Source organism: Dyadobacter ginsengisoli DSM 21015 (assembly GCF_059568735.1).
In genome coordinates, this window is the sequence record NZ_JCANTY010000002.1 from 709666 (window position 1) to 731290 (window position 21625).

The window sequence follows — 21625 nt, forward strand, 5'->3', positions numbered from 1 at the left end:
CAGGCAGTTTTTTATTTGTTTAAATAAATACCATTTGGTATATTTGTTACATGAACAGAGGAACATCGAAAGCGGAGCGTACCAAAAACTTCATTATTGAAAAAACAGCTGAGATTTTCAATAAGAAGGGCTATGCCGGGACTTCCATGTCGGATCTTACTGAGGCCACCGGTCTGACTAAAGGGAGCATTTATGGAAACTTCGAAAACAAGGAAGAGGTGGCGCTGGCAGCATTTGAGTATAACTATGCCCGGGTGTTCGATAAGGTAAAGGCCGAACTGGATAAGGCGGAGACGTTTTATGAAAAACTGATGGTGTACGGGCGCGTATACAAGGACATTATCGGCACCGTGGGAAACCGGGGGGGCTGCCCGATACTCAATACAGCCGTGGATGCCGACGACACGAATGTCCCCTTGCAACTGAGCGCCGCAAAAGCAGTTTTCAGCTGGAAGAAAAACCTGACAAAAATCATCGAAGGCGGCATTGCCGCGGGTGAGTTCAGGAAAGGATTGCCAGTAGAGGAATTGGCCGTCTCCATTATCGCATTGATCGAAGGAGGGGTAATGATCTCCAAAGTGACCAATGATAATTCCAACATGGACCACGTCCTGACCACTGTGGAGTTGCTCGTGAACCACATCAAGGCCTGATTGCGGCCTATTTTTTTAACCTATAAATACCGATTGGTATACAAAATCACCATATACCCATTTCTATAAATATACCAATCGGTATTTTAATATGAATAATTTCCAAAGACAAATATTGCTGGTCACTGCCATCTCCGCGGCGATTATGGAACTGATCGACACCTCGATCGTCAATGTGGCGCTGAACTACATGAGCGGCAACCTCGGCGCCACGCTCGAAGATGTTTCCTGGGTCGTTACGTCCTATGCCATCGCCAATGTGATCATTATCCCGATCAGCAGCTTCCTGGCCAATAATCTTGGCAGACGATCCTACTATATCGGGTCCATTCTTCTGTTTACGCTCTGTTCATTCCTCTGCGGCAATGCAACCAACATCTGGGAGCTGGTCTTTTTCCGTTTCCTGCAAGGGCTCGGCGGCGGGGCGCTGCTTTCCGTTTCGGCCATGATCGTCTATGAGCAATTCCCCAAAGAAAAACAGGCTACGGCCAGCGCATTATTTGGCATAGGCATTTTCATAGGGCCAACCATCGGCCCCACGCTTGGCGGCTTCATTACAGAAAACTATTCCTGGCCATGGATCTTCTACATCAACATTCCAATCGGCATTCTCGCTGCCGTCTCGTGCTATTTTCTCTTGAACGAATCGCCGCTGCGGGGCGAAAAACGACGCATCGACTGGATCGGGATCGCGTTACTGGTGGCGGGCATCGGCGCACTGCAGACTGTCCTGGAACGCGGACAAACGGAAGACTGGTTTGAAACCGGTCACATAGTCGCATTGACGGCCATCGCGGGGTTTTCGCTGGTCGGCTTTATACTTTGGGAGCTGCACACACCGGAACCTGTCGTCAACCTCAGAATCCTGCGGAATCCGGCCCTGAGTATTTCAACTACGCTCACATTCATCACCGGGATCGGCATGTTTACATCGATTTACCTCACGCCGGTGGTGGCGCAGCGCCTGCTCGGTTTTTCTCCGACGCAATCGGGATTACTGCTCCTTCCCGGCTCCATCGTCGCCATCTTCGCATTGATCGTTTCCGGAAAGCTGTTGCAGAAGGGCACATCGCCAGCGCTGATTGTGTTGCTGGGTTTCGCCTGTTTCATTTATTTCAATTGGTCGATGTTCCGCATCCACATGGACGTATCGGCCGATACCATTTCCACCAATTTGATTTTCAGGGCAATCGGCATGGCTTTACTAACTGTACCATTGTCTACGCTGGCCGTCTCTTCACTGAAACCGGCTGAAATGCCACAGGGCACGGCATTAAACAACATGATGCGGCAGTTGGGCGGCTCATTCGGTATCGCGATTATCAATACTTTCGTCGCACGGCGCCTTATTCTGCACCGTACCGACATCGTTTCCCACATTACATCCGACAACCCGGCTGCCGTGGCACGGCTCAACGGCTATTCCGCTGCATTCCAGCAAAAGGGCTTCCCCATGGCAGAATCGAGGGAAAAAGCCATTCAGTTGATGGAAAATGTAGTGAACAAGCAGTCCTATTTCATGAGCTTCCTGGACGGCTATTTCCTGATTGGTATGTTTTTCGTGATCGTGCTGCCATTGCTGGTGTTCGTAGCGCGGAGGGACCGTTCTAAACCCGTGGTGATACCCGCTTCGGACCACTAGTAGGGTTGCAGCGACTCCCGCGGCTCTTTGAAATACCTATTCTTATATTCCAGCGGCGAAAGACCTGTAACTTTACGAAATAACTCCCGAAATGCCTTGCTATCTGTATATCCTACGTCGAACATCACGTCCTGAATGGGCGTACGGGTAGTTTCCAGCGCCTTTTTGGCCGTTTCTACCCTCACCCGCTGCTGGTATTCGACAGGCGTATTGCCGGTAGCTTTGATGAAACGCCGGTCGAAGCTCCTCCGGTTGATTCCGAGAGTGGAGGCCAGCCCTTCCACTGAAAACCGGCCGGTCACGTTGCGCTCGATGTAATCCTGCGCTTGTAATACCATTTCGTCACTATGGTTTTTTTGTCCGGTAAAAATAATGAACCTGTTCTGGCTGTTCCTTTCAATATCGATCTGAAATACTTTGGAACAATAAATCGCCGTTTCGCGGTCGTAATACTTCTCGACGAGGTACAGCACCAGGTTGAGGAATGAAAAAGCACCGCCGTTGGTGTAAATACCCTGCTCATCGGTGATGATCTGGTCGGGCAACAGGCGCACATCGGGGAACCTCGCCCGGAACTGACTGGCTGCATTCCAATGCGTGGAGCAGCTTTTACCGTTCAGTAACCCGGTAGCGGCAAGCAGGAACGCCCCTGTGCATATGCTGGCAACTTCTGCGCCCCGACCGTACTGCTGCCCTATCCATTCGATTATTTCCCGGTTGTCTTCCAGTGGACGTACGATATCGTGCTGCAATGAAGGGATCACAATAAGATCTGTTTTTTCAATCTTCGGGATTGTTGTATGCGGATTTATGGCAAAAAGTCCTTCGTACAGCTCCAAATGTTCATGCATTCCCGCCAGCTCGATCCTGAAAACCGGTAATCTGCCTTGCGCTATCCGGTATTGGTTGGCCCTCGAAAAGATCTTCCAGGTACCCACGATGCTGCTGAGATTGCCCTGCGCCTCGGGAATGATGATGGTCAGGTGTTTCATGACAATGGTTTTTTGCAAAGATACCACGCCCATTTGTCCGGATCAACCCGCCATAATGCCCATTTACCACCCTATCGTTCCCGGAACCATGGCCGCTTTTATTCTTCCTCCTCCGCGTTTTTAAGTTTGGAAAGCAATGCATAAGCGCCATTCACCACGATCCGCGTACCCTTTCCAATCCCCACAGCGGACCGCACTTCTGTGAAACCGTTTTCCGATATTCCCCTGGCGATCTCGACCATTTCGAAACTGCGGGCGGAAGAATCCTGAGATACAAAAACGTAGGATTTGCCTTCGAAATCGAGGATCGCCTGGTCCGGCAATGCATTCACGGGAGTAGCGCCCGTTTCGATGATCGCTTTGACAAAGTTCTGTGGTAACAGGGCATGATCTTCATGCTCGAGGTGACAATGCACCCGCACCGTCCGATCGTCGTTGATTTTCTGATTGATCAGATACACTTTGGCCAGATCTTCCTTCCCCGGATTATTACTGACCGTAAAACGCACCAGCTGACCGAGTTTCACTTTGGGTATATCCTGCTCAAAAACAGACAATTCCACATGCAGGTGATCCGTGTCCACGATTTCAAACATCACATCGGTGGGGTTCACATATTTGCCCAGATTGACATTCACTGCCGTGACGGAGCCCGTGATCGGGGAGCGGATTTCCGCATGGTTGACGATCACGCCCTTATCCAGCTGAGTCAGGTCGATCCCCGCCGTGCGGATACGCTCCCGCAGGCCAGCCAACCGGGCAGTCAGCATTTTGAGCTCCGATGCAGACTGTTGTAAAGTCTTCTGCGCATTCACCTGCTCCTTGCTCAGCTCGCTTTGCCGCATGTATTCAGCCTGTGCATATTCGAGTTTGCTTTGTGTTTCCAAATATTCCTGTTGCATCGGAATGAAGTCAGGGTTTTCGATCACGGCAATGACCTGCCCCTTACGGACCTTCACCCCCTGAAGCAGGTCCGATTTTCTCAAAAAACCACCCAGCGGTGCCGAAATACTGACCAGGTTTTGTGGCGGGATATCGATCATGCCGTTGGCCGTGATCGTGCCGCTCAGGCTACGTGTTCCGATGCTTCCGAGCCGGATATCTTCTGTCTGGAACTGTGCCTCGGTAAGCTCAACGACATGACCGCTTTCCGTCCCGGCTGGCGCGTCTCCTTTTTCTCCTGTTTCTTCCTTTGGTGCGGAACAAGACAGCATCCCGGCTAATATGATGCAAACAAATGCTATATTTTTCATTGGTTGATTTTTCAGATTATTGCTCATTCAAAAGAAACTCGATCGCTATGACCGACTGGTTATACGTGTGCAGCAAATCCAGGTAAGTCATGCGGATGGTAAGCGCGCGGTTCTGTGCCTGCCCGTATTCCACATACCCGATTTCGCCGGCCTCGTAAGCCCTGGCAGCATTGGAACGGATCGCATCGGCGAGTACAAGCGTCTTCTCCTCATAAATACCCAGGTTCCGGCTGGCTGTTTCAAAATTCCTGCCTGCCTGCTGCCAGGCACTTCCGAGTTCAAGCCGGGCCGATTCAAGCTGACCCAGTGTGATCTCCTCGCTGATCCTTGCAGCACGAATCCTGGCTTTCGATGCTCCGGTAAAAATGGGCCATTGCACGCCGACCTGCACACCCTGAAAACGCTTTCCCGGGCCATAGTACACTTCGCTGCCGCCTGTATTCTGAAACCCGGTGAGCGACTGATTGAAGTATCCCGCATTGAAATCAGGCAGCAGGGCCGTCCGCTCCACGGCAGTTTGTTTCCGATTGACTACCAGCTGCTGATTCAAGTAACGTAGATAAGGATTCGAAGCCAGCAAAGCAGTATCCGCCCTGCCTGTGCCGATGGACTTTCTAATCAGGGTATCCGTTTCCGGCTCAACCAGCCCAGGGCTATTGGTTAATACCTGCAACTCGGTCTGGAGGTTCAGCAATTCGCTTTTGCCCTGTTCGATGCGCGCCTGCATTTCCCCCTGCTGGCTCTGGGCCGTAATGTGTTCGAGCGCATTGGCCTCCCCCGTTTTCAACCGAAGTGCCGCGGCCGCCACGAACCGGTCGATCCTGAGGCTTTCCTCCGCGAGCAATCGCTGCCGGTCTTTCTGGAACACCTGTTCTTCGTAGTTCAATCTGACCCGGCGGATCAATTCTGCCTTCGTGATTTCCGTGCCCGCCCGTGCGCTCTCGACCTGTTCCAGGTAGAGCGCCTTTCTTTTGGATGCCGCTTTCGGATTGGGCAGGTTTTGAGATATCAGAAAGTGATTATCAAACTTAACACTGTTGTACTGGCCACCCATCCAGCTCACGTCCGTTTTGGCAGCATCCACAGATGTCCTCACCAATGCCTGCTGGTAATCGATCCGGTGTGTGCCCGTCCGTATTTCAGGGTTTCTTTCTATGGCCGTGCGGATTGCCTGTTCCAGAGACATTTTATGGCTTTGATCCTGTGCATAGGTGGGCACGTTGGTCAGAAGCAGGGCACCCAGCACCGCAGCCACAGATTTCAGCCCTTTGCCAAACCGGCGTTCTATAATCCAGTATAGTACCGGGAGCACAAGGAGTGTCAGCAATGTAGCCGACACCAGGCCACCGATCACCACGGTCGCGAGCGGACGCTGGACTTCTGCGCCGGCGCTGGACGACAATGCCATCGGTAAAAAACCGAGCGACGCCACCAATGCGGTCATAAGCACGGGTCGCAGTCGCGTGTGCGTACCCTGCATGATTACTTTTCGCAGGTCGGTTTCGCCTCCTGCCCGGATCTGGTTGAACTCGGCGATCAATACGATCCCGTTCAGAACGGCAACCCCGAACAATGCAATAAAGCCGATCCCAGCCGAAATGCTGAACGGCATATCGCGCAGCCATAATGCAATGATTCCACCGATGGCTGATAATGGAATGGCGGTCAGGATAAGCATACTTTGCCGCAGGGAATGGAAGGTAAAATAGAGCAGTACAAATATGAGGAGCAATGCAATGGGTACTGCAATGCCCAATCTGGCGTTGGCTTCCTGTAAATTCTGGAACTGACCGCCGTACGTCGCATAGTAACCTGCCGGCAATTTGATTTTGGCATCTATTTTGGCCTGTATCTCCCACACGACACTTTCCACATCCCTGCCTCGCACGTTGAAAGCGACGGTGATCCGCCGCTTCGCATCCTCGCGCTGGATCTGGTTGGCGCCCGTTTTCATTTCCACAGTGGCTACCTGACCGAGCGGCACCTGCTGCCCGGCCGGATTGGTTACGAACAGATTACGGACATCATCGAGACCGAGACGGTCGGCATTGCGGAACCTGACGATAAGGTCGAACCGCTTTTCGCCTTCGTACACCAGCCCGGCGCTCGCCCCAGCGAATGCCGTGTTCAATGTCCGGTTGGCATCTTCGATCGAGATATTGAATTGAGACAGGCGGTCACGATCGAAATTGACGACGATCTGGGGCAGTCCGGTAACCGACTCGATATAAATATCCTCAGCACCATCCACAGTCCCTGCCAACTTACCCACCTTCGCTGCCTGCTGTGCCAGCACATCCAGGTCCTCTCCGAAGATCTTGATCGCGACATCCTGTTTCACACCGGTCATGAGCTCATTGAAACGCATTTGAATGGGTTGCTGAAAACCAAATGTGACGCCCGCTATCGATTCCGAAAGCAGTTCCTGCATTTTACCCGCCAGCTCTTCGCGCCCGGCAGCTTTCGTCCAGGATGAGCGGTCTTTCAGGATCACCATCATATCCCCCGCTTCCACCGGCATCGGATCCGTGGGAATTTCGGAGGCTCCTATTTTGCCTACCACTTCCACCACCTCGTCGGGAAAGTGTTTTTTCAATAGTCTCGCAGCCTTCTGAACCGCATCCACGGTTTCCGAAAGCGAACTGCCTGTTAACACCCGCACCTCTACTGCAAAATCACCTTCATCGAGCTGCGGGATAAATTCGCCTCCCATTCCTATAAACAACCAGAGGCTCAGGACAAATGCGCCAACGGAACCCGCAATGACCGGTAACCTGTATCGCAACGCCCAGGTAAGGACCGGCTCATACAACCGATGAAAAAAGGCGATAATGCGATCGGATACATTCGGACGGTACTCGTTCTTTTTACTCAGAAACAAAGCAGACATCATGGGGATGTAAGTTAAGGAAAGGATAAAAGCGCCCAGGATAGCAAAACTGACCGTTTGCGCCATAGGCCGGAACATTTTGCCTTCGATCCCCACCAATGCAAGAATCGGCAGGTAAACGATCAGGATGATCAGCTCCCCGAATGCAGCCGAATTCCGGATCTTCGTGGCTGACTCGTATACCTCGCGGTCCATATCGGCCTGTGTCAGGCGCCGCGCATAACGCTTGCCGACAATATGGTGCAAAGTAGCTTCGACGATGATCACAGCCCCGTCGACGATCAGCCCAAAATCAATCGCGCCCAGGCTCATGAGGTTACCCGAAACCCCGAAAAGGTTCATCATGCTCACCGCAAATAACATGGCCAGCGGAATGACCGACGCTACGATCAGCCCAGCCCGCATATTGCCCAGCAACAAGATCAGTACGAAAATGACGATAAGCGCTCCTTCGATCAGGTTTTTGGAAACGGTACCGATCGCGTTGTTCACCAGCTTGGTACGGTCCAGAAAGGGTTCAATCACGACCCCGTCGGGCAGGCTTTTACGGATCTGCTCAATGCGCTCTTTCACATTGCCGATAACCTGGGAAGAATTCGCGCCTTTCAGCATCAGCACCAGTCCGCCTACCACTTCCCCTTCATCGTTACGTGTCATGGCGCCGTACCGCACGGCACTGCCAAAACCCACCCGGGCAATGTCACTGATCCGGATGGGTAGGCCAGCTTCCGTTCTTTTAACCTGTATTTTGCCGATATCGTCCAGAGATCCTATCAGGCCTTCGCTTCGGATGAAATAGGCATGGGGCTTTTTATCGATGTAGGCCCCCCCGGTATTCTGATTGTTCCGTTCCAATGCTATAAAAACGTCGGCCATCGTAATCTGTGCGCTCCTCAGCTTAAACGGGTCGATCGCGATTTCGTACTGTTTGAGAAATCCCCCGAAACTACTGACATCAGCAACACCTTCCGTGCCCAGCAACTGGCGACGTACAATCCAGTCCTGGATGCTGCGCAGCTCCATGGGCGGATAGCGTGTTTCAAAACCCGGTTTGGTATGTAAAACATATTGATAAATTTCCCCAAGACCGGTAGTAACGGGAGCCAGTTCCGGCGCTCCTGCTCCGGGCGGAATCTGCTCTACCGCACTATGAAGGCGCTCCGACACCTGCTGACGTGCCCAATACACGTCGACATCGTCCTCAAAAACGATGGTAACTACCGACAACCCGAACCTCGATATAGAGCGAATCTCCTCGGTATGCGGAATGGTGGCCATGACGGTTTCGACCGGGAATGTGACGAGTCGCTCCACCTCCTGGGCAGCCAGTGACGGGCTGCTCGTGATGATCTGAACCTGGTTATTGGTGATGTCGGGCACGGCATCAATCGGCAGCCGGGTAAGCGAATAGGCACCCCAGATCGCCAATGCGAGCGTGAAGATTCCGATCACCAGTTTGTTGTGGATCGAAAAATGAATTATTCTGTCTAGCATTTCTGAATAAAAATGAATGGGTATATGACATCACACCGGGTGCAGCGATGCAGCCGGGTAACGTTTGTCCGATAAATGAGCGGATTATACCTTTATTTTAGGTGGTTGCCAGATACCGGCAGGATCGCCAGTGTATACGGGTCGCAGATAGGTGAAAGTGACCTGAGGTGGCAACTGGCCTATGCTGGTCTCAGGCAGAGCCGACACCGCCGAGGCAATGGTTACGCTGGCACAGCAGGCGCAGATACAGAAGGGTGAGCAGAGGTCGACAACCTCCTGATGATTGTCGTCTGCGGCGTGCAGGGATATCCGTTCGGGTGCGCGGTCCAGCGACAATGCAATGTCGTCCTGACATGGAATGCAGGAAAGCAAAACCACGTAAAGAGCCAGCAAGTAAGTGACCACGACCTTCATGTTTCAAAAGTAATGCAAATCGCAATGCAACAGGTAGGCAAAAAGAAATTGACGGTGACAGCCCCGCTTGTTACCGTTAATCAGCCATTAATGCCGATAGTAATTTAGTTACCAAAAATATAACATTGCCGGGATCACTACATATGCGGTTTTTTCTAAATTTGAGCAGCGTACAATTCTTCAATTAATCTTTCAAGCAAAAAACCAATTAATTCCTTTAACATGATGAAAGTAAAGTACTTGCTAACCATGATCCTCGCTGTCACCTTCTTCGCCGTAACAGCCCGGAGCCTCAAAACAGCCAACGACCTCGTAGGCACCTGGAAATACACTGTGTCCAATGTGCCGCCCGAGTATGAAACCGGCTTCATGACATTCGAACAAAAAGATGACAAAACTACCGGCTATCTCGGCCAGCAAGAGCGTATGGAAATGAAGGAGCTTGCCGTGGATCAGGGGAAAGTGACTTTCAAACTGGATTTCCAGGGCGGCTTGCTCACAGTAACGATGACCCAGGACGGCGACAAACTCAGTGGTACCATCGTATCCCAGGACGGCGAGTTTCCGATCACGGCTGTGAAAGAAGCCGCAAAAAATTGATTTAACAGAAGAGGGTATTCACAAACCGGCCGGGGTATTTATCCCGGCCGGTTTTGTTTATAGCGTCAAGGTTTCAGTCGTACATATTTTTCGATATTTATCCGGTCTACACCGGCAGCTTCTACCTTTTCCACGCCCCGCTGCACCAGCGTGTCGTCCTGAATGGATACCGTAAAATGAAACTCGTTTCCCTCCCACTCACGTGCACTGCAATATTCCAGCTTTTCAGTGTAAGCGCTGTCTTTCAGCGTGTAAGTACCTCCCCCGGCCGAAAACGACGCGGTGGTGTCCTTTCCTTTGTTCAGGTTGTGTTGCAAAAAGGCGAAGTGACTCGCATTGATCACTTTGATAAAAGACACCTTTTCTGTGTAGGATGTGAGGGTGGTGTCTCCCTTCTCGATCAATGTGCCACTGATCAACTTCCAGGTTCCTTCGAGCATACCAGGACTTGATTCCGATACTTTTTCCTGTGCAGTGGGTTGGCAGGCATTCAAAATAAGCGCGGTAAGAAGAAATACCGGCAAATGTGCTTTTGTCATAGTTGGTGTTATCAGGGTTTGGACTGTGGTATGCGTAGTGACTCAAATCGCTACTTTCGGCACAAAGTCCGTAAAAACCGGCTATTTTCATAACACCCTCACGAATTGATACCGCTCCATAGCAGGTACCGCCATTTACCTCCTCAAAACTAGGCAAGAGGCGGATACACGATTCCCGTGACTCCTTCGGCCAGCGACCAAAGTCTTTTGGCGACGATTTTATCCAACCCATGTGGTTCGACAGCCACCTTTCCTGGATAGCCTCTGTAACCACCTGGCTCATCCGGACTATAAAAATCGCCCCCCTTCACATCACCGGCCACAGCTGCGTACAATGAAGGCAATGCACCCTGCCACGGATCCATAAGCTCACCAATGCGGTTGACGGCCGCGTCATATTCGTCCTTGCGCATAAAGCGTGAAAGATCTGTCTTGTTTGCCCCCGGCTGCGCCGCAATGGAAACAGGCTGGTCCCCCGCGGCTCCAATGCGGCGCTGCAGCTCCACCGAAAACAGGATATTAGCCAGTTTACTCTGCGCATATTCGCGAAATGCTTCATAGGAATGCTCCGACCGGAGGTTATCGAAGTCGATTCGCCCATGCAGGTAGGCCATGCTGCTGACGGTAACCACGCGCGAACCAGGCGTCGCATTCAGCAGCGGGTACAAATGGCCCGTCAATGCGTAATGGCCCAGGAAATTCACTCCGAATTGCAGCTCAAACCCGTCGTCGGTCTGGGAGGCAGGCGGTGTCATCACACCCGCATTGTTAATCAGGATATCGAGCCGGTTGTGTTTCTGGATAAATTCATGCGCAAATTCACTGATCGCTTCGAGGCCAGCCAGGTTCAGCACTCCGATTTCGAGCGCTCCTTTGCCACCGAACGCCTGTAAACGACGCATCGCGTCGCGTGCATTAGCCTCAGTCCTGCATGCGAGTACTACATGTGCACCTGCTTCGTACAATGCACGTGCCGTTTCAAAGCCAATTCCGGTGTTTGCCCCGGTTACGATCACCGTCTTGCCGGTCTGATCGCCCATATTCTCTTTTGTCCACATCATTGAAAAGTTTTAATGGGACAAAATTCAGGAAATACGAATGGAGCAAGCTACTCAAACGAAGCCAAAAACTACAAAAATCAATCCAAGACCAGCTGTCTGAATTGCTTGGGTGTTACACCGGCCGCATTTTTGAAAAAACTCGAAAAATGATTAGGCTCTTCAAATCCCAGCCCCCAGGCAATTTCATTGACCGTCCAGCTGGTACTTTTCAAAAGGATTTTTGCCTCCCGGACAATGCGCTCGCTGATCAGTTGCGAGGTGGTTTGTCCTGTGGTTTCTTTTAAAGCCTTATTGAGGTGATTGACATGAATGTTCAACTGGTGCGCGAATGCCGATGGCGTATTGAACCGGATCACCTGATTGCTCAGCTCAATGGGAAATTGTCTTTCCAACAACTCGGCAAATAAGGCGGTGATTCGTTCTAACGCATTCGACCCTGCGTGCGGCTGGCGGGCAACGGGCGCCATTTTCTGTGCACTGTGCACCAGTTCCATCAGCATCGTCCGCAGAAAATCGTATTTATAGGTATAATTTCCTTCCAATTCTGATAACATTCTTACAAACAGCTCATCATAAAATCGCACACCATCCGGGTTCAGACTGATCACGGCCATATCTGCCGACTGAAACACCGGGTAATCCTTAACAGGGCTGAAGCGATTGAAAAATGCTTCCGTGAAAATGCATACGTATCCGGTTTGCTGCTCGTCGATCCGCTCCCAATGGTAAGGAATCATGGGATTGGTAAAAACCAGTGCCGAGTCCTTCACTTCGATACATTGGTCGGCGTAATGGATCTTGCTGTGCCCCTTCACGAGGCTGATCTTGAAAAAATTTCTGCGACTGTACGTCACAGGCCTGCATTTCGGAACAAGCAGCTCCTCTACCCTGAAGATATTGAAATGCCCGATCTCACTTTCCCCGGCCTCGGGCGAACGGTCTATATACTTGTAAAAAGATTTCAGTTCCAGGAAAGTGGCCATGTGGCAAAGATACAAAAATCAAATCATACGAAACGAAGCACCCGGCAACGTCCCGTATGATATTGTAGCCTCTCACTGATAGCCACGTGTAGCGGAGTATCCATTCGCCATTACATTCAGCGCGCGGGCCCGGTACACGTCGGGATCCGTCGGCGCGGTAGTTGCCAGGCCATCCACATACCGGTTGAACATACAGAATGCGGCAGCGATCAGTACCGTGTCATGGATGTCACGATCGTCGGCACCGTGCTTGCGAGCGCGGGCGATTTGTTCTTCTGTAACGAACTTTCCACCCCGCTGGACGCTCCCGGCGATGGATAACAGCGCCTTCATTTTATCGGACAGGTCGGTTTCGGCGTAGTTCGTCTTCACGCTTTTCACAAAGGACCAGTCTTCATCTTCCAGGTAAGCACTGGCAATCGCGCCATGAATGGTCTGGCAGAAGAAACAATCATTTTGTGACGACACATAGGTCGCGATGAGCTCTCGTTCGCCGCGGCTCAGTCCTTCGTCGGCCTGCATCAGCGCATTGGCCAGCAGGTTCATCGGCCCGGCAGTATGCGGACTAAACCGCATCGGCCCCAGTATCCCCGGGAAGCCTTCTTCGAATTGGATATGTGGCATTGTTAAATTTGAATGAATTTTGAACAAATGAAACGTCGACGAACGGAAATGGATTGAGGACTTATCCGTCGCCGATCCTATCACCGGCCAACTTCGTTCCCTCTACCCGTGCACGTATTTTTTCAAATGCAATCTCCCGGGCTGTTGAAACATCATCTGCAAAGGGGGAAAAGCCGCAATCGTCGGTGGAACCAAGCTGGTTGAGGGGGATGTATTCAGCTGCCTGTAACAGCAGGTCGCAAATTTCCGCGGGTGTCTCGATCTTCGGATTCAAAACGTCGGTCACCCCCAGAAACACCCTTTGCCCCGGCCGGATGTTCTCCCGGATTGATTCGAGTACCGATTGTTTGTCCTGCTCCCCGGCATATTCAAGGTAGAAATTACCGGCATTCAATTGAAAAAAGAGGGGTAACAGGTCTGAATAGGGCACATCAGCACTGTGGGTGGAGTCGTGGTCACCTCCGGGACAGGTATGGACGCCTATCCGGCTCCGTTCGTCATCGGTAAACCGACCGAGCACCTGGTTATTGAGGTCGATAAACTGTTTCAGCAACCCTTTGCCCGGATCGAGCTTCAGAGCCAGACGGGCTTCGGTAAAGTCGATCTGCACATTGTGAGCACGCTCGTTCAAACACCGGCGAATGTCGGCTTCCGCCTGGTCGAGCAGGTCCGCAACGAACTGAGCCTGCGAATAACCGTCGATGCCCGCCGCCGGATACAACAGGCTCATCGCCGACGCAGAAATCACCGCCTGTTTCACCGGCAATGCGGTATGTTTCCGTGCCTCCCGGAGATAATCCACGGCGAAATTGCGGTAACGGAACGGCCCCGAGAGCAACACGGGCAATTGCCGCGTATGTCCGTCTTCGAACGGGATTACTACACCTCCCGCACCCAGATTCAATGCACCGTGAATAGGGTAAGTTGCAAAGCTGGGTTTGCTTTGCTCGCCATCCGATATCACCGGTGAGCCCGTAGCTTCCAGGGAAAGGATGGTTTCCCGTGTAGCCTGTGTGAATAGTCTTTCAAGATCGCCGGACGAGATTTCGTCTTTGGTAAAAGCCTGCATGGCTTGTTGCAGGTAGGCAGGCCGCGGAATGCTTCCGATCGGCTCTGTGGGTATAGTTGTCATGTTTTTCAGGGATAAAATATTGTAAATGACCAGAAATTGAGCGCATAGGAAATGCTGCCTGAAAAATTCGTCAGGCAATCGCAGCACTTTTCAAAACGGATCCGGTCATTTCAGGTGGAGGTGTGGCGCGATTGTACATACCGGCCACTGGTACGCAGGCCATTTCTGCGAAGCGGACGCGCGCGCGCGCCAGTTCAATCCCCACTTCACGGCCTCCCGTGACGCAGTAAACAGGCAGATAGGTTTTCGCGAGATCATGCAGCATTTTAAGGATGCTTCCCAAAGGAGTGGGCGGTGCTTTCGCCTGATCCATTTCCTGCATTAACTCCGACAGTTCGGCAAACCGATGCCAGGCCGAAGGATTGACAAGCAAAGTATCATCCCGCTCCGGCGCCGGTTTAGAGCTCTGAAAAGCCTTCCCCAGACATAGCATAGCCACCGAAGAGCCCAATGAATGGGACAACAGTAACACGAGTAAGCCAAGACTGACGCAGGTCTTCATAAATACGGCAGAAGTTCCCTAAATCTACAAGAATACCACATAAATCCTTGTAGCAATTATTTATTTCATTTAAATAAATCCATAAAAAATACAGTTTCCGAAGACCCTGAGCGTATTCCACCTGTTACAACCACACAAAAACCCGCCCTGAATCATTTCAGAGCGGGTTTTGTTGATTGGATAAAGAAATTTAAAAAAAAATGCCACTTACGGAACGCTCACCCTATATACGCGTGCTCCCGGGCGCTGTTACGCTCGACATCATCCTTAAAAATACCCATTTCCCCGACGAACTGCTGGCTCCCGATGCGCCCATCCTATGCAGTGTTGAATGTAATGCCGGGATTGTGGTCCTGGTATTCCAATTCAAAAGCCCTGCCTACGATTTCAGTGAGCCAATGCTATCTGCGGAATTCCAAAACAGCGAACCGGGCTGGCTTCAACAGGAACGCATCAGGATAAGACTATTGCTAGCGAATAGCATAATTACGGATTGTATCACAGATACGCGAGTTTGTTTTACCCGAAAATGAAAGTGACAACATCAGAGACTCATTGACTTAATGACTCGCTGACTTCCTGATCTAATACCCCGGATTCTGCGGTGCCAGATTCGGATTCACCTGCAACTCCACGCGTGGCAGCGGCATCAGGTAATCGCGGGTGGCGTTGAAAGTTTCGTGTGGTTCCAGCGAGTTCGGTCCTTTGAATACCTTTTCTCCGAGGTTTCGGCGTTTGATGTCGTACCAGCGTTTGTATTCGAATGCCAGTTCGAGACGTCGTTCATCCATGATCAGGTCGATCATCGCTTCCTTAGAAAGTCCGGCCTTCACATTTTCAGGAAAAGTCGTTTGCTTACCTGCCCAATTTCTGGCTCTTGCCCGGATCTCATTGATATAATCCATCGCCTCTGCATTGGGACCGTTCACCTCCACCGATGCCTCGGCGGCGATCAACAGAACTTCCGCATAGCGCATGGCCGCATAATTGTGGTCGGAATAGCGGCCTTCGGAATTGGAGTTACCTGCAAATCGGGCATATTTCGCGATATGGGGGCGTTTTGTATTGGTGAATGCAGTGTAAGGAACCAATTTTCCGCCTACCAGCAATGAATCTTCAAAACTGACCTCTTTCCTATAGTCGCGGTTGTCCCAGGTACTGTACACTTTCAATGAAGGTACGATCACGCTCCATCCGCTGCGTGGTGCATCGCCTCCGCGGACGCCCGTCATAGGGGCCATGATGTCGTCATTGGCACCGCCCTCGCCGGATTTCTGGCCGAGAAAATCGATGTCGAAAATATGCTCCTTCATGTTCGGTGCCTGTGGTGCTTTGAAAAGCGTCTGAAAATCGGCCTCGAGTGCATATCCGAACTTGTCTTTGTTATCGATCACCCATTTTGCTTCGGCATATGCCTTCGGGTATTGCCCCATTGTAAGATAAACGGATGCGAGGTAGGCCGCGGCAGTCCCTTTTGTGGCCCGGCTCCGGACTTCCGAGGGTTGTTTGTCGGGTAGCCATTGCTTTGCAAATTCCAGGTCTGCGATGATACTGGCATACACAGTAGCAGCAGGCGTTTTGGAAATAGACTTCACCAGTTCGGGATTACTGATAAAATAGTCGATATACGGAATGTCCCCGAAAACCTGCACGAGGTGGAAGTAGGCAAACGCGCGGATGAAACGTGCCTCGGCAGTCAGCGGGTTTCCGGTAGCCTCGGGCAAATTCAAACTTTGTGTTCCAAAAATAGCCGCATTGGTAGAACTGATCACCTGGTACCACGTCGGCCAGAACTGGTTGACCATATTATTGTTGTCATCCATATTGAAATCGTTCACCTGCTGGCGCTCGGCAGGCGTACCGCGATCGCCAATATCCTCCATATCGCTCCGGAGCATCAGCGCCGATACAAACTGGCGACCGTAAAGGCGCTCGGTGGCAATCCAGCCATAAGCACCGAAAATTGCAGTTTCCACATCTTTGGAAGTCCGGAACAAGGCCTCCGGTGCTAGCAGCCCTACCGGCTTTTCATCCAGGTCCGCACAGCCCAGCAGCAGCGAGACGGCCGCTGTCATGCATATTGATCTATTGAATAAATGCTTCATTTTGATGTCCGTTTAGTGCTTTAAAAACCGAGGTTCAAACCGATGGTATAGGATTTGGCATTCGGATAGCTGCCGTAATCGAGACCCAGGTTACGGTTACTGTCGGTATTGCCATCCGATGAATAATTGACCTCGGGGTCATAACCTTTGTATTTGGTGAACGTCAGGATGTTCTGAGCGCTGGCGTAAATGCGCAGCTTACTGATCCTGAGTTTTTCAAGCACCGGTTTGGGGAAATTGTAACCTACGGCCAGGTTTTTCATCCGGATAAAGCTGCCGTCCTTCACAAAACGTGTAGACACCCGGCGGGTACGGCCCACTGCCGCTTTGGGCACGTCGGTGTTGGTATTCGCAGGCGTCCAGCGGTTGAGTGCTTCGGTGGTGGCATTGTTGATGGCCGAGAGCAGGTTCAGTTCCATGAGCGTATAGCTGAGCATGTCGTTGCCTTTCGAAGCCTGGAAGAAAACATTCAGGTCGAATCCCTTATAGCTGAAATCGTTGTTCATGCCCCAGGTATATTTCGGGTGCGGGTTACCGATAATGGTGCGGTCGTCACTGTTGAGCATCCCGTCGGGTTCGCCGGTCAATTGACCGTTCGAATCCTTTTTTCCGTTGATATCCCTGAATTTCTCCCCTCCCGCCACGACTTCGAAGCCGCCCCCGGGAACGAAACTGTCGCCTTCCTGATATACGCCGTCATAGATCCAGCCATAGAAACTCCCGACCGGGTAACCTTCGCGCAGGATCTGGGTTTGTCCCATGCCTACCATATGGCCCGGCGCCGAGCCGTACAGAATGTCGGTACCTGCTGGTAGTTTCAGGATTTTATTCCGGTTGAGTGAAAAGTTGATATCGGTGCTCCATTTGAACGCCCCGACCAGGTTGCGCGTGTTCAATGTAAATTCAATCCCTTTGTTTTCGACTTCCCCAATGTTCTGCAACTGGTTGGTATAACCCGAATACTGGGGTAGCTGGACACTGAACAGCAGGTCTTTCGTCACGCGGCGGTAGTAATCGGCCACCAGATTGATACGGTTATTGAATAAGCTCACATCCGCGCCGACGTCGAACTGGTGTGTCGTCTCCCAGGTCAGGTCGTCATTGGCAACCGTCGTCGGGCGGACCGCATTAACCGGGGTACCATTGATGATCGTATACACATTAGAGAAACGCGCCATGGTCTGGTAAGGCTCAATGGCCTGGTTACCCGTCAGGCCGTAACTAACCCGCCATTTCCATTGACTGATCGCCGAAATATGTTGCATGAACGGCTCGCTGGACATTTTCCAGGCGAAAGCACCCGACGGGAAAGTGGCCCATTTGTGGTTTTTACTAAAATTCGAAGAACCATCCTGCCGAATGTTGGCGGTAAAAAGGTATTTATCAGCCAATGAATAGGTCAAACGGGCATAGTACGACGCCAGCACCCATTCCGTCAGGCCCGAATTGGGGCTTTGCCAAACCGATGAGCCGCCCAGGTTCCAATAGGATACCGCATCGGTAATGAACGACTGCCCCGAACCGCCCCAGGTTTCGGCAGACGATTTCTGGTAGGAATATCCTGCCATGACCGACAGATCGTGTGCTGAACCAATCTTCTTATTGTAAGTCAAATAGTTTTCGTTCAGCAGCAGCGTGCTTTTCGAGCCATTCACCGCCGCCGCACCGCCCACGTTGCGACCATCGTTCAATGTGGTAGGCGTGAATGTCCCGGTACGGCCGCTGTTGGTGGTCGCCCCCAAAGTCACCCTGAATTTCAGGTCTTTCAGAATACTATATTCTGCATAAAGGTTGCCCTGGATGCGATCGGCCAGCGACTCGTTTTCCAGCTGCGTCGCGATGGCATACGGGTTATCGATCGGGTCGCTCAGGCGTGCTACGGTAAAGCGGCCGTTGGCATCGCGGATCGGCTGGTCCGGCTCGAATTTCAGCGCCGCCGACATGACGCCCGGTGTGAGGCCGCCCGAACCTTCCTGCGTACGCGACTGCTGGCGCGACACGCGCTGTGCGAACAGGTTCAGACCAAGTTTCAGCCTTTTGGCAGCCTGAATATCAATATTGCTTGTAATTGAATACCGCTTGTAACCCGAATTGAGTATAATCCCTTTCTGATCGTAATAGGCTCCCGACACATAGTATTTCACCGCTTCGCTGCCACCTGCTACCGATAACTGGTGGTTCTGGATGCCGCCGCGACGGAAAACTTCCTCCTGCCAGTCGGTATCCGCGCCTTGCGAAACGATATTGGGCCGTACTTCCTGCACGTAATCGAGAAACTGAGAGGCATTAAGCAAATCCAGGCGGTTGATTTCCTTCTGACTGGAAAATGAAGTATTGAAATCGATCCGGGGTTTACCGGACACCCCTTTCTTGGTCGTCACCATGATCACGCCATTAGCTCCTCTCGAACCGTAAATGGCGGTAGCCGACGCATCTTTCAGGATCTCAATGGATTCGATGTCCTCGGGCGGCGGAATAGTACCTCCTACAAAACCATCCACCACATAAATGGGGTCACTGCTGGCATTGATGGAAGTCCCTCCACGGATCCGCACTTTGAACGACGAGCCGGGTTCACCATTATTCGCCTGGATCTGAACGCCGGCAGCACGGCCCTGCAATGCCTGTACAGTCCCTAATGCCGGATAGGCTGTCAATTCCTGCGATTTGACGGACGCAACCGAGCCCGTCACATCGCTCTTTTTGACGGTACCATAACCCACCACCAGTACTTCTTCCAGCGACTTCTGGTCTGTTTTGAGGGTGATGTTGATCTCCGTCCGGCTACCCACCTGCACTTCCTGCGGCTCGTAACCTACAAAGCTGTAAATCAACACCGTATTGGCATTTTCAACCGCCAATGTATAACTCCCGTTCGCGTCCGTGGACGTGCCCGTTTGTGTACCCTTTACCAGGATGTTGACGCCTGGCAGAGGCTCCTTATTCTCCGCGTCGGTCACACGGCCTTTGATCGTGAGCTCATTGCTGGCCTGCAAACCACTCCGAACCGACGCCTCCGGTTCTCCGGAAGCAGGTTTGGGGACATCCGACGGACGGATCACGATGTTTTTGCCGGACACTTCATAGGTTAATCCCAGCGGTGCCAGAAAATCGTCCAGTACTTTGGACAGCTCCTGGTTGGCCTGCTGTATCGTTACTTTCCGCCCGGCCTGGATCATCTTAGAACTGAAAATAAACCGGACACCCGCCTGTTTTTCAATCTGGTGCAGGACTTTCTTTACTTCGAGGTCCTGCGCCTGCAGATTGATCCGCTTGTTGAGGAGCTCCTGCCCACGAACGTCCGCCGCGAGCGCATTCCCCACCAACCATACTGACATCACCATTTGCGCAACGCTGATTCGCATAAGAACTAACCATTTACGATGGAACTGTACCGGTATTTTCATAAATTTGAACGGTTTTGTTAATTGAAACTTGGCAAAATCTTCCTCCTCATCCCATTTGCGTGAGATGTCACGGTGTGCTAACCCCGGAGGATATTGAAGCCGGTCATGTTGACGCATGGGCCGGCTTTTTCTTTAATTACTACGGCAACCTTTTCCTTCGATCAGGATACGGCCATCGATAACTTTGTAGCTGGCACCAACGGCTTTGCAAATGAGGTCCAGCTTCTCGTAAAGCGACATTTCCATGAGCCTTGCGGTGATCGGGCAGTCGTCCATGATATTTTTGTCATAAATAATTTCAATTCCGTAGGCGACGTGGAGCGCGTCAAACACAGTCGAAACCGGTGCTTCATCGAATTCCAGCACATGTGAAGGCGTGTGGGCCACCACTTCGGGTTCGGGAACAATGCTTTTGGTGATCTTCACCGTCTTGCGTACAAAAACGATCTGCTGATTGGGTTCTATCACCACACCAGTGAGCTCGTGCGAGCTTTGCTTTTCAGACACATCGGGGTCTTCGCGGGAAAAAACAGCTACTTTACCGGTTTTGACGGCTACCGACACCTCCTGTTCATTGGCATAGGAACGCACGGTGAAACTCGTTCCCAATACTTTGGTAACCAGCTCATTGGCATATACAAAAAATGGTTTGGCAGGATCTTTCGCTATATCGAAAAAAGCTTTGCCCGAGAGAAAAACCTCCCGTTGTCCATTCCGGAAGTGGGTGGGATACCCCATTTTGCTACCCGGGTCCAGGGTAACTTTACTACCGTCTTCCAGGGCAACCAGCAAGGGCTTGCCGGTGGTGTTGATTGTTTCCTGCATTGGATCTCCCGCTGCGGCGATCAGTTGCTCATAGCTGACAACTTGCTTCCGGTTGTGCCGCCATACGCCCCATCCCAGCCCTGCGAGTAATATGGCCATTGCCGCGATTCGTAGCCAGCGGTTTGCATGCCACGACGATTCTGCAGTATATTCCCCAGAATGATGTCTGGCTTCCAATCGCTCTACAATCCGCTCCACCGCCTTTCTTTTTTCAGGCTGGGGCAAAGCGGCATTGGCCGGCCGGATCGACAGTACCATTTGTCGCGCCCGTTCGATCATTTCATGTTTGTCGGGATTGGCAGCCAGCCAGTTTTGCCAGGTCTCGTCGTCCTCACGCGTCGGGTTCAGGACCCAGTTACGGAACGACTTATCCCATAAAAACTCCCCCAGACTGAAATCGCGATACCGGTCCATGTTCAAAATTTTGCTTTTCAAACACCATTAGACCAGTAAGGGAACCGGATACTGTATTTTTCAGATTTTTTTTAAAATTTTTCAAACCGGGTATT

The 21625-nt window shown here is 51.7% G+C and carries 17 protein-coding genes; 4 read left to right on the forward strand and 13 right to left on the reverse strand.

Features of this window, described 5'->3' with window-relative positions; translation table 11 throughout:
- Positions 1-50 precede the first annotated feature (50 nt).
- Both BP71_RS09270 and BP71_RS09275 read left to right on the forward strand, forming a co-directional pair.
- A complete protein-coding gene (locus tag BP71_RS09270; RefSeq protein WP_496378371.1) occupies positions 51-653 on the forward strand; it encodes a TetR/AcrR family transcriptional regulator in 603 nt (200 codons plus the stop codon).
- A 91-nt stretch (positions 654-744) separates the two neighbouring features.
- Positions 745-2295: a DHA2 family efflux MFS transporter permease subunit gene (locus BP71_RS09275; protein WP_496378373.1), complete on the forward strand. Its 1551-nt coding sequence runs from the start codon at positions 745-747 to the stop codon at positions 2293-2295.
- Here the strand turns inward: BP71_RS09275 and BP71_RS09280 are convergent.
- The 4 genes from BP71_RS09280 to BP71_RS09295 form a co-directional block, all read right to left on the reverse strand.
- Positions 2292-3287, reverse strand: a complete 996-nt coding sequence (locus BP71_RS09280; RefSeq protein WP_496378375.1) for a GlxA family transcriptional regulator — start codon at positions 3285-3287, stop codon at positions 2292-2294. The two genes, BP71_RS09275 and BP71_RS09280, sit on opposite strands and share 4 nt — an antisense overlap.
- A gap of 98 nt (positions 3288-3385) precedes the next feature.
- Positions 3386-4540 carry an efflux RND transporter periplasmic adaptor subunit gene (locus BP71_RS09285; protein WP_496378377.1) on the reverse strand — a complete coding sequence of 385 codons (1155 nt, stop codon included), beginning with the start codon at positions 4538-4540 and terminating at the stop codon, positions 3386-3388.
- Between the two features lie 16 nt (positions 4541-4556).
- Positions 4557-8924 carry a CusA/CzcA family heavy metal efflux RND transporter gene (locus tag BP71_RS09290; protein WP_496378378.1) on the reverse strand — a complete coding sequence of 1456 codons (4368 nt, stop codon included), beginning with the start codon at positions 8922-8924 and terminating at the stop codon, positions 4557-4559.
- An 84-nt stretch (positions 8925-9008) separates the two neighbouring features.
- Complete coding sequence (locus BP71_RS09295) at positions 9009-9338, reverse strand: DUF6660 family protein (RefSeq protein ID WP_496378380.1); 330 nt, start codon at positions 9336-9338, stop codon at positions 9009-9011.
- 222 nt (positions 9339-9560) lie between these two features.
- On the opposite strand from BP71_RS09295, the gene BP71_RS09300 reads away from it, so the two are divergent.
- Positions 9561-9938, forward strand: coding sequence for a hypothetical protein (locus BP71_RS09300; protein ID WP_496378382.1), 378 nt, complete (start codon positions 9561-9563; stop codon positions 9936-9938).
- A 65-nt stretch (positions 9939-10003) separates the two neighbouring features.
- On the opposite strand, the gene BP71_RS09305 is transcribed toward BP71_RS09300, so the two are convergent.
- From BP71_RS09305 to BP71_RS09330, 6 genes are all read right to left on the reverse strand, one after another.
- Positions 10004-10477: a hypothetical protein gene (locus BP71_RS09305; protein ID WP_496378384.1), complete on the reverse strand. Its 474-nt coding sequence runs from the start codon at positions 10475-10477 to the stop codon at positions 10004-10006.
- A gap of 149 nt (positions 10478-10626) precedes the next feature.
- Positions 10627-11538 carry an oxidoreductase gene (locus BP71_RS09310; RefSeq protein ID WP_496378386.1) on the reverse strand — a complete coding sequence of 304 codons (912 nt, stop codon included), beginning with the start codon at positions 11536-11538 and terminating at the stop codon, positions 10627-10629.
- A gap of 77 nt (positions 11539-11615) precedes the next feature.
- Entirely contained in the window at positions 11616-12521 is a 906-nt protein-coding gene (locus BP71_RS09315; RefSeq protein ID WP_496378388.1) for a helix-turn-helix domain-containing protein, read from the reverse strand.
- A 72-nt stretch (positions 12522-12593) separates the two neighbouring features.
- The gene (locus BP71_RS09320; protein WP_496378389.1) at positions 12594-13145 is read right to left on the reverse strand and encodes a carboxymuconolactone decarboxylase family protein; all 552 of its coding nucleotides are present in this window, start codon (positions 13143-13145) and stop codon (positions 12594-12596) included.
- Positions 13146-13206: 61 nt separating this feature from the next.
- Positions 13207-14277 carry a cobalamin-independent methionine synthase II family protein gene (locus BP71_RS09325; protein WP_496378391.1) on the reverse strand — a complete coding sequence of 357 codons (1071 nt, stop codon included), beginning with the start codon at positions 14275-14277 and terminating at the stop codon, positions 13207-13209.
- 70 nt (positions 14278-14347) lie between these two features.
- Positions 14348-14779 carry a hypothetical protein gene (locus BP71_RS09330; protein WP_496378393.1) on the reverse strand — a complete coding sequence of 144 codons (432 nt, stop codon included), beginning with the start codon at positions 14777-14779 and terminating at the stop codon, positions 14348-14350.
- A 200-nt stretch (positions 14780-14979) separates the two neighbouring features.
- On the opposite strand from BP71_RS09330, the gene BP71_RS09335 reads away from it, so the two are divergent.
- Complete coding sequence (locus BP71_RS09335; RefSeq protein ID WP_496378395.1) at positions 14980-15312, forward strand: hypothetical protein; 333 nt, start codon at positions 14980-14982, stop codon at positions 15310-15312.
- A 51-nt stretch (positions 15313-15363) separates the two neighbouring features.
- On the opposite strand, the gene BP71_RS09340 is transcribed toward BP71_RS09335, so the two are convergent.
- The 3 genes from BP71_RS09340 to BP71_RS09350 form a co-directional block, all read right to left on the reverse strand.
- A complete protein-coding gene (locus BP71_RS09340) occupies positions 15364-16854 on the reverse strand; it encodes a RagB/SusD family nutrient uptake outer membrane protein (RefSeq protein ID WP_496378397.1) in 1491 nt (496 codons plus the stop codon).
- Between the two features lie 50 nt (positions 16855-16904).
- Complete coding sequence (locus BP71_RS09345) at positions 16905-20249, reverse strand: TonB-dependent receptor (protein ID WP_496378399.1); 3345 nt, start codon at positions 20247-20249, stop codon at positions 16905-16907.
- Positions 20250-20423: 174 nt separating this feature from the next.
- A complete protein-coding gene (locus BP71_RS09350) occupies positions 20424-21530 on the reverse strand; it encodes a FecR family protein (protein WP_496378401.1) in 1107 nt (368 codons plus the stop codon).
- Positions 21531-21625: the final 95 nt, after the last annotated feature.